Raw genomic sequence first — 7,506 nt, 5'->3', positions numbered from 1 at the left:
TAGGTGGGTACGAAACGAACGGGCAAAGGACGACGAAAAGTTGGACGTAAGAAACGCCGCATGCGAGCGAAAATTCGCCACCGCAAGAAATAATTCTCGCTGTTTTCATTAGGGTTGGCGTGAAATTTGGCAACGTTACTGGCTTGCTCATGTTATTGGCTTGCTCATGTTACTGCCACCGCCTCCCCCCCTCTCACCCAACCGACGGACCCGCTTGTCCGTCGCCGGGTCCAGCAGAGTCCTTTAGTGGACTCTTTTTTTATGCCCCTACGGTTCCTGCGGCGCATTTAGCTCAAGTCGCTTGAGAATTTATGATTGAACGCTCGGCAGCATCGACACGATTCGGGTGTTTTTGGCCTTAGTAGCGGGACGGCGCAAACCAATGCCAGCTACTTTGGTACTAAACGGGTGGTTTTCGCAGCAGAGCGGCGCGCGCCATTAAATTTCGAACGTTTTACTCGCTGCGACCGGGTGGCCCCGCGCCGCACCGCTACCCAGGTAAATCGCAACAGGCCCCACGATCTTTGCTATGCAATCGCTGCGGCGATGCAGTTAGGCATCGTCGTCTAACTGTGCCAGCTCATCCTCGTACCGTTTGCGAACCTGGTCTAGATCGACATCGACCTCAGGAAACTGAGGATCCATCTGTTCGAGCGTTTGGCAGACGATGGCGGAAACGGCGGCATTACGGTACCACTTTTTGTCCGCAGGGATCACGAACCAGGGGGCCGCCTTTGTACTGCATTTTTCGAATGCGGTTTCGTAGGCCTCGCGATACGCGTCCCATTGCTGACGCGCGTCGTAGTCGCCCAGATTCAGCTTCCAGTGCTTCTCGGGGCGATCCAATCGCTCCTTAAAACGTTCTAATTGCTCCGCGGGGCTGATGTGTAAATAGAACTTCAGGATGCGGGTCCCATTTTCGGCAAGCAGTAATTCGAACTGATTGATCATCTCATAACGCTTGCTCCAAACGCTTTTGGGCACCAAGTCCTCGACACGCACCACCAACACATCTTCGTAGTGCGAACGATTGAAAATAGAAACCTGGCCCGCACCGGGGGTACACTGATGAATCCGCCATAGAAAATCATGAGCTCGTTCTATTTCCGTGGGGACTTTAAACGGAAACGTGCGGACGCCTTGCGTGTTCAGGTGACCGAGAACCTTGCGAATCACGCCATCCTTGCCCGCGGCATCCGGGGCCTGCAGCACGATCAACAATGACTGCTTGCCTTCGACGTGCAAACGGTACTGCAATTCACGCATCTTTTCGATGGTATCGGCAGTGAATTCGTAAGCTTCTTGCTTGTCCTCGAAAGGTCCATCAGGCTCGGTGTCGATCGTTTTCAGGCCGACTGTCGATCCAGGTTCGACGATATGTTTCTTAACAAAATCCATGTTCAAAAACCTCGTTTCGATTTCCTGGAATAGCAGACGAGTAAACCGCAAACGCTAGCCTCGACGGATCTCGGATCCTTTGAAACGAATCGCGATGCGAAACACCTTTTTCTGGCGACAATGCACCTCACCGGTTTTCAAATCAAATCGCACTGGAATCTCATCCCGCTGCAAGTCGACGCTGGCGTGAAAACCACGTTCCGAAAAGACGTCGATCAGCATTTTGAGCGCGATCGGGCTCTCGAGAATGGCATTTTCGGTATTGATGCTACAGTATCCCGAGATGGCGTGCCGGATCACAATCGGCATCATTTTCGATTCGATCAACTCGATCACTTGATGGAACAATTCGGTTTGCTGCATCTCGTAGGCATCAAGACGCACGACCAAATCACGACGGGCGTGCATGATGATGTCGCTGGCCACCGGAATATGATTTAACGCATGAAAGGTCCGCGGATCGAGCTCGAGCGAACTTTGGTATTCCAATTCACGCAAGATATTTTCTTGCACCACACTCAGTGGGGCCTGAGCGTTGATGAAGTGGAAATGGAAGATTTGCTTTAACGAAACCAGCGCATCATAGGTCTGCTCTTTGAATACCCGATAACGATTACGTGCGAGATCGACGTTGAAATCGGTAGGCCGCTCTTCCCACAGCGTTCCGATGCCGGTGCGTTTGACCTCTTCGTTGTGCGAGATCACTTGGCGTCCGCGATGCAGCTGTCGCTCGATGCTTTCGGATTCTTCGACAAACAGCACCATGATATGAAACTGAGGCTGTTTGAAGTGAACCAAATGGGGCGTATCGGCGAACTCTCGCCGCAGTGCCTTCATTTCGTCATACAGCATCTTCAAACATTCGACTTGCACTTTGGTCCGCGGATAGCCGTCCAAAATCGCACCGGTTCGGTGCTCGGGTTTCAACAGCTCGCGAAACAAAATGCTGACGACCTCACGGTCACCGACCATGCCCCCTCGCGATTTGATCGCTTCGGCCTCGGGGCTGCTCAACAGCTGACTTACGACGATCGGCTCGGACGAGATGTCACGAACTTGGCGGATAAAGTCACTGTTGGTTCCCTTGCCCGCCCCGGGAGCACCGCCGAGCAGGATCAATTCACGTGGGAAATGCAGATTTTCGCGGCCATATTCGGCCTCCAACCGCTTCCATACCGAGTTAAAAATTAACTGGGCATCTTTGACTTCCAAGTCCGCGGGCTTGATCTTTGGGTCGAGTTTTTCGGGCAAGGAAGCGCTCACAATTCGATTCAATTAAAAAAGTGCAGAGAGGACGATGGCCCTAGGATAACCAGTTTACCAAAACGGTCACGGCCCCACTGCATTGAATCGTCTAGGGCAAGAATCAACGACGATAGATCGATTCGGCGTTGATTTGGATCATATTGATCGGCTCTTGATACTCTGCGAGTCCTTTGACCACCACCGAATCCCCTTTCTTCACCCCCAGCATCGCTTGCGCGTCCTGGGCGATCAATTCACCCGATTCGTCCACAAAACGAACCACCACTTTGGGGGCATTTTTCAATTTTCGCTTACAAAAGGGACAATTGTTGGCATGATCGGGATCACCGGCGGCATGATCGGCATCCGGCAATTCCGACAACACAAACGTCGCCTTGCCAGGTTCGAACGGATCCAAATCCCCGGCATCAATTTTCCCCGCCAGCACGACCTCGGTCGCCACCAGCGAATTGCCAACCGCCGCATCTTCCGCCAACGTATCGCCTGACGCTTCGTTCTCGGAACTTGCCGCTTCCTTGAACTCCGTCGGCGTGATCGCACCGGCGGGCTCACTAGAAACCAGAAACGGAGACGAGACCTGACCGGTCTTGGAAATCGTTTCGTCACCGCAGCCAACCAGCGTCAGCAGCAGGAAAGCGGAGAGAGATACGTTAAATTTGGCGGTAAGTGTCATCGATCGAATCCAAGTTTGAATCATCAAGGAACTTTTTTCGGCGTGTTATTGTTGGCCGCGTTATTTCTTGGCCGCGTTATTTCTTGGTCGCGACCACCAAGTCGGCAAGAACTTTGATCGAAGCATCGACCGATTCAGTGACGTCACTGTATTCCTTTCCCGCCTTGCCCTGTTTGTCATGCACGCGTGCATCCACTTCGCCAAACGAATCAAACAATGACTCGATCGCGTTGGCGGCCTGTTTTTTCTGGTCGTCCGAGAGCGACGATTTTGTCACCAGCGTTTCGATATGCTCGAGCAGATGCCCGACTTCGTGCAGCGGCCCATCCGCTTCCTCGACATTCCCCGCCGCGAACCCATCACGAATTTTGTCCCGCATCTCGCCGAGCAATTTCACGCTGTCGGCATAACTGTCGGGCATCTCTGCGTGGTCCAGGTGAACCAACGCGTCAGCATCCAGCCCCGCCTTGTCGGCATCAATCACCTTAGCAGCGCCATGGTCGTGACCATGATCGCCATGGTCGTGCCCGTGCTCATCGTGCCCGTGCTCATCGTGCCCATGATCGTCGTCGTGATCATGGCCATGATCGTCGTGTCCATGCGGGTCCACGACCGCGGTTGGCGTTTCGTCGGATGCCGGCTTGCTGCATCCGGAGACAAAAGCGAGGTAACCGACGGCGACCAGGGCAACGGTAAATTTGGCGAGGTGTCTCATGAGTGGGGCTTTGTTTTTAAAAGGGGTTGTGAGTTGGGAGAGAGGGGGGCAAGTGAGTTTGACTCGTTGGTCAAAATTCGCGTGTAGATCCCATACGCGGCGATCGCACTCGGGCGTTGGGATACAGCCTCGTTAATACGGTTCTCAACCGCGTTTGGTTCACTGGACGCTGCGGCTCGCGAAGGCAGCAGACGGATGCTGCCCTCGGGAATTTTTGCGCAGGATTTACAATGATTTATCCTAGGCTTCGTCCGTTTATTCGCCTGAGTTTTCTGGCGTTTTTTCTGGCGTACTTTCGGTCGGCGCGTCGTCGTCAGCCACTGGTTCGGCGGTCAGCTCGTCAAGAAAACGTTGCAGACGTGGTTTGCGGCTTTCTTCGGCCAAATCAACCGCCTCGGTCTGCGTCGCAATCGCAGCGGCTTTGTCGCCGAGGGCGAATTGCAAATGAGCGATCGTATCCATCACAAACGGTTTCGAGTCGCCGGCGTCCGCCAGAATCGATTGCGTTTTTTTCAAGGCGGCACGAACCGTTTCTTCGTCGCTGATCTTCCCCGCGTTGGCGTAGCGAGCGATGGTCCACCCCAATCGATTGACCGCTTCGGCGTCAAGTGATTCATCCGCCAGCAAATGATTTACATAAGCGGTCAATTCCTCGGCTCGCGAATCATCGCTCGCGAGCACTTGCATTTTGACCATCTGCATCTGCGAAACTCGCGAGGCAAGCTTGCCCTCGGCGATATACTCATCCAAGATTTTCAGCGCCTGGTCGGTCTTGTTGCTCCGCATCGCTTTGACGAATTCTTGGAAGATCCGATCCGCACGTTGGTCTTCCTTAAATTCCTCGGCAAACGCTTCGCGATCCCATTCGTCATTGACCACTTTGGCTAGCGGCTCGTCCATCGACATCGGATGACCGATCCATTCGACAAGTCCACTTTTTCCGACCAGAAAGGCACAGGGAATCCCATTCTGGCTGGCTGCTTCCATGTACGCCTTGGAAGTTGAGCGATCGGGATCGGTGGTCAAACAATAATTACGGGTCAGATCATCAAAGGTTTGAGCCGAATTGTCGCTGGATTTGGCTCCGGGCACCTCGCGCTGGAGAAACTTTTCGATGGTCTCTATCGGCTCGGTACTGACACTGACGATTTGCACGCCACGATCGGCGTACTCTTTTTGCAGCGTGACGACATGGGGCATCGCCGCGATACAGGGTCCACACCAAGTCGCCCAAAACTCGACCACATAGACTTTGTTCTTTTCGAACTTGGTGACCGGATCGAAAGCCCCATTGCCATCGTGAATCCAGTGTTCGATGTCCAAATCGGGTGCTTCGGAACCGATCGTCAACGGCTCGATCGCTTCCGCTTTGGCAATTTGGTCCTCATCAACGTTCTCTTCGCCAACACTCTCTTTGACGTCCGCCGCCGTGGTCTCGGCTTTGCCAGCATTCTCATTTGCAGTCTGAGCGAACAGCCTCTGCGGGTTTGCAAGCGGAAGGGCTAGGCAAATCACAAGGTTCAACAGAATGAAACGTTTCATGAATTCTTCGTATCGCTTGAAAAAGGGAAAAAGAAGGGTGGGATAGGTGGAAGTGGCGACAATCGATATCGCACCGAATTATAGCGGAGCCGCGAGAGCCCAACCTCATCAAAATCTTGGCGTGAAATCAGGTGTTTTTTGTAGCAGCGCTGACAACCATCCTCTTGGCAGACACCTGCCCCCCTTAAGGTCGTATTCGGACCGTTCTCGTTTCACCGACTGTCCAATTCAGACGCCAAAACGGTGAGGAAGAACCATTTTGGTCCTTTTGTGCGGATTATGCCGTTTGGTTCAAGAATAGCGGTTCGCCGGGCCGATGATGCTTGTGAGACAAACTGTGAACTGAATCCTTTGCCGAGAATCACGCCCGAGTATCTTGACGGCGTGCTATTGAGGACTTAGACTCCAAAAGCGTTTAAGTTGAAACTAGCAAAGGGTTTAGAGCGATTCTCTGTAAAGAGCATCGTGTTCTCAGGGAGTCACGTGTGACCAAGAAAGATATCGTGCGAACGATCTCGGAAGAGGTAGGACTGACTCAACAGCAGACGAAGGAAATTGTACAAAAGACCTTTGACGCCATCGTTGATTGCTTGGTACGAGAGCGAAGGATTGAGCTTCGAAACTTTGGAGTTTTTGAAGTCAAACCGCGAGCCGCTCGCAAAGCCCGCAATCCTCGCACTGGCCAGCAGGTCGAAGTTCCCAGCAAGCACGTCGTGACGTTCAAGCCGGGAAAGTACATGGAACTGAAAGTCCGCGACCTGGACGAGGAAGAAATACGAACGACCGAATCCGCTAAAACGGATGATCCCGCACGCAACGAAGTTCCTCTCAATCACACCGACCAAACCCCTGCCACCAAACCTGACGCCCCGACCGGCAGATGGGGCGAAGGCTAACTGAAAAACGCACACGAAATCTGACTTAGACCGTTCATGGAGGAACGTTCGATGCGACGAATCTTGCAACTCACCGTGCTGGCTGTAGTTTTGACCACCACGGTCGGCTGCTTTGTGCCGATCTACTCCGCTCGGCCAGAACGCCGCGTACAACAATTGCTGTACACCTCCGAAGACTTGCGTTCGCTCGTCGACGAATGGGAACGATTCTGGTTCCTCGATTCGCCCAGCCATATGACGCCCATCCGGACGCATGGCGGGATTATGTAATCCCTTTTGCTTGATTACTCGCGCCGCTATCATCGCGTGCATGAGAAACATCAACCAATTCCAATCGAAATTCACGCCCCGCTACGGCGTTTCACGGTCACCGATCGAGGTCATCACGATCGGTTTGATGGCGGTAACGCTATTGATCGCGGGTTGCGGAACATCCACGCCGGATACCCCCGACGCAACGACGGGGGACACCTCCGCAGTGACGGCGTCCGATGCCGATGATGGCGAAACCATCAAGGTCACGGTGGTGATCCAAGGCCAGGATTCCCAACATGAATTCACCCGCACCGACATTCATGCAGGCGTGACTGTCGAAGAGGTGATGCGCTCGATCGACGAGGTCCCCGTCACGATCACCGGATCAGGGGTCACTGCGTTTATCAGCGAAATTGATGGAGTTTCGACCACGTCGACGGAAGGCTGGAAGTACAAGATCGACGGCGTGCATGCCGAAAAAGGCATCGGCAGCACCAAGCTTGACGCTCCCGCAACGATCAGCTGGGCATTCGGTTCCTACGAAGGCGAATAGCGTGGGACGGAGGTTAGGAACCAGCCCTACCCGGGACACTTTTTTTACCGCTTGCTCTATAACGCGAGCGGTCGACAAGGTGCAGGATGCGGTTACGACCGCAGTTTGCTTCGCAACTCGGGAATGATCTTTAGCGGAACAAACTTGGCCAGCTGCTCGTCATCATCGCTCAACGAGGCGATTTGCTTGAGTAGCGAACTGCTGATAT

The 7,506-nt window shown here is 53.5% G+C and carries 8 protein-coding genes and 1 pseudogene; 3 read left to right on the top strand and 6 right to left on the bottom strand.

Features of this window, described 5'->3' with window-relative positions; genetic code table 11:
• Positions 1-552: 552 nt before the first annotated feature.
• The 5 genes from ABX962_RS24735 to ABX962_RS24715 all read right to left on the bottom strand — a co-directional run bounded on the left by ABX962_RS24735 (position 553) and on the right by ABX962_RS24715 (position 5,594).
• Entirely contained in the window at positions 553-1,398 is an 846-nt protein-coding gene (locus ABX962_RS24735; protein ID WP_372723266.1) for a polyphosphate kinase 2 family protein, read from the bottom strand.
• A gap of 54 nt (positions 1,399-1,452) precedes the next feature.
• Positions 1,453-2,661 carry a nucleoside monophosphate kinase gene (locus ABX962_RS24730; RefSeq protein WP_372723264.1) on the bottom strand — a complete coding sequence of 403 codons (1,209 nt, stop codon included), beginning with the start codon at positions 2,659-2,661 and terminating at the stop codon, positions 1,453-1,455.
• A 103-nt stretch (positions 2,662-2,764) separates the two neighbouring features.
• Positions 2,765-3,337, bottom strand: a complete 573-nt coding sequence (locus tag ABX962_RS24725; RefSeq protein WP_372723262.1) for a hypothetical protein — start codon at positions 3,335-3,337, stop codon at positions 2,765-2,767.
• A 76-nt stretch (positions 3,338-3,413) separates the two neighbouring features.
• A complete protein-coding gene (locus ABX962_RS24720) occupies positions 3,414-4,052 on the bottom strand; it encodes a hypothetical protein (RefSeq protein ID WP_372723261.1) in 639 nt (212 codons plus the stop codon).
• Between the two features lie 255 nt (positions 4,053-4,307).
• Positions 4,308-5,594: a redoxin domain-containing protein gene (locus ABX962_RS24715; protein ID WP_372723259.1), complete on the bottom strand. Its 1,287-nt coding sequence runs from the start codon at positions 5,592-5,594 to the stop codon at positions 4,308-4,310.
• A gap of 485 nt (positions 5,595-6,079) precedes the next feature.
• On the opposite strand from ABX962_RS24715, the gene ABX962_RS24710 reads away from it, so the two are divergent.
• Genes ABX962_RS24710 through ABX962_RS24700 form a run of 3 tightly spaced genes read left to right on the top strand, consistent with a single transcriptional unit; the run spans position 6,080 to position 7,298 of the window.
• Positions 6,080-6,490 carry an HU family DNA-binding protein gene (locus tag ABX962_RS24710; RefSeq protein WP_372723257.1) on the top strand — a complete coding sequence of 137 codons (411 nt, stop codon included), beginning with the start codon at positions 6,080-6,082 and terminating at the stop codon, positions 6,488-6,490.
• Positions 6,491-6,541: 51 nt separating this feature from the next.
• The gene (locus ABX962_RS24705) at positions 6,542-6,760 is read left to right on the top strand and encodes a hypothetical protein (protein WP_146596651.1); all 219 of its coding nucleotides are present in this window, start codon (positions 6,542-6,544) and stop codon (positions 6,758-6,760) included.
• Positions 6,761-6,800: 40 nt separating this feature from the next.
• Entirely contained in the window at positions 6,801-7,298 is a 498-nt protein-coding gene (locus tag ABX962_RS24700; protein WP_372723255.1) for a DUF4430 domain-containing protein, read from the top strand.
• A 92-nt stretch (positions 7,299-7,390) separates the two neighbouring features.
• Here ABX962_RS24700 and ABX962_RS24695 read toward each other — a convergent pair.
• A pseudogene (locus tag ABX962_RS24695) lies at positions 7,391-7,506 on the bottom strand (pantetheine-phosphate adenylyltransferase); the annotation flags it as partial.

Origin of the sequence: Novipirellula sp. (assembly GCF_041583735.1) — a bacterium.
In the GTDB taxonomy this organism is placed as follows: Bacteria; Planctomycetota; Planctomycetia; order Pirellulales; family Pirellulaceae; genus Novipirellula.
Note: the sequence above shows the minus strand (reverse complement) of the source record. Positions and strands in the feature narration are given on the sequence as shown.

What these genes read in the sequence shown, in the direction of transcription:
- ABX962_RS24720 (WP_372723261.1), bottom strand. Translation starts at nt 4,052, where the DNA reads ATGAGACACCTCGCCAAATTTACCGTTGCCCTGGTCGCCGTCGGTTAC.
- ABX962_RS24725 (WP_372723262.1), bottom strand. Translation starts at nt 3,337, where the DNA reads ATGACACTTACCGCCAAATTTAACGTATCTCTCTCCGCTTTCCTGCTG.
- ABX962_RS24715 (WP_372723259.1), bottom strand. Translation starts at nt 5,594, where the DNA reads ATGAAACGTTTCATTCTGTTGAACCTTGTGATTTGCCTAGCCCTTCCG.
- ABX962_RS24700 (WP_372723255.1), top strand. Translation starts at nt 6,801, where the DNA reads ATGAGAAACATCAACCAATTCCAATCGAAATTCACGCCCCGCTACGGC.
- ABX962_RS24705 (WP_146596651.1), top strand. Translation starts at nt 6,542, where the DNA reads ATGCGACGAATCTTGCAACTCACCGTGCTGGCTGTAGTTTTGACCACC.
- ABX962_RS24735 (WP_372723266.1), bottom strand. Translation starts at nt 1,398, where the DNA reads ATGGATTTTGTTAAGAAACATATCGTCGAACCTGGATCGACAGTCGGC.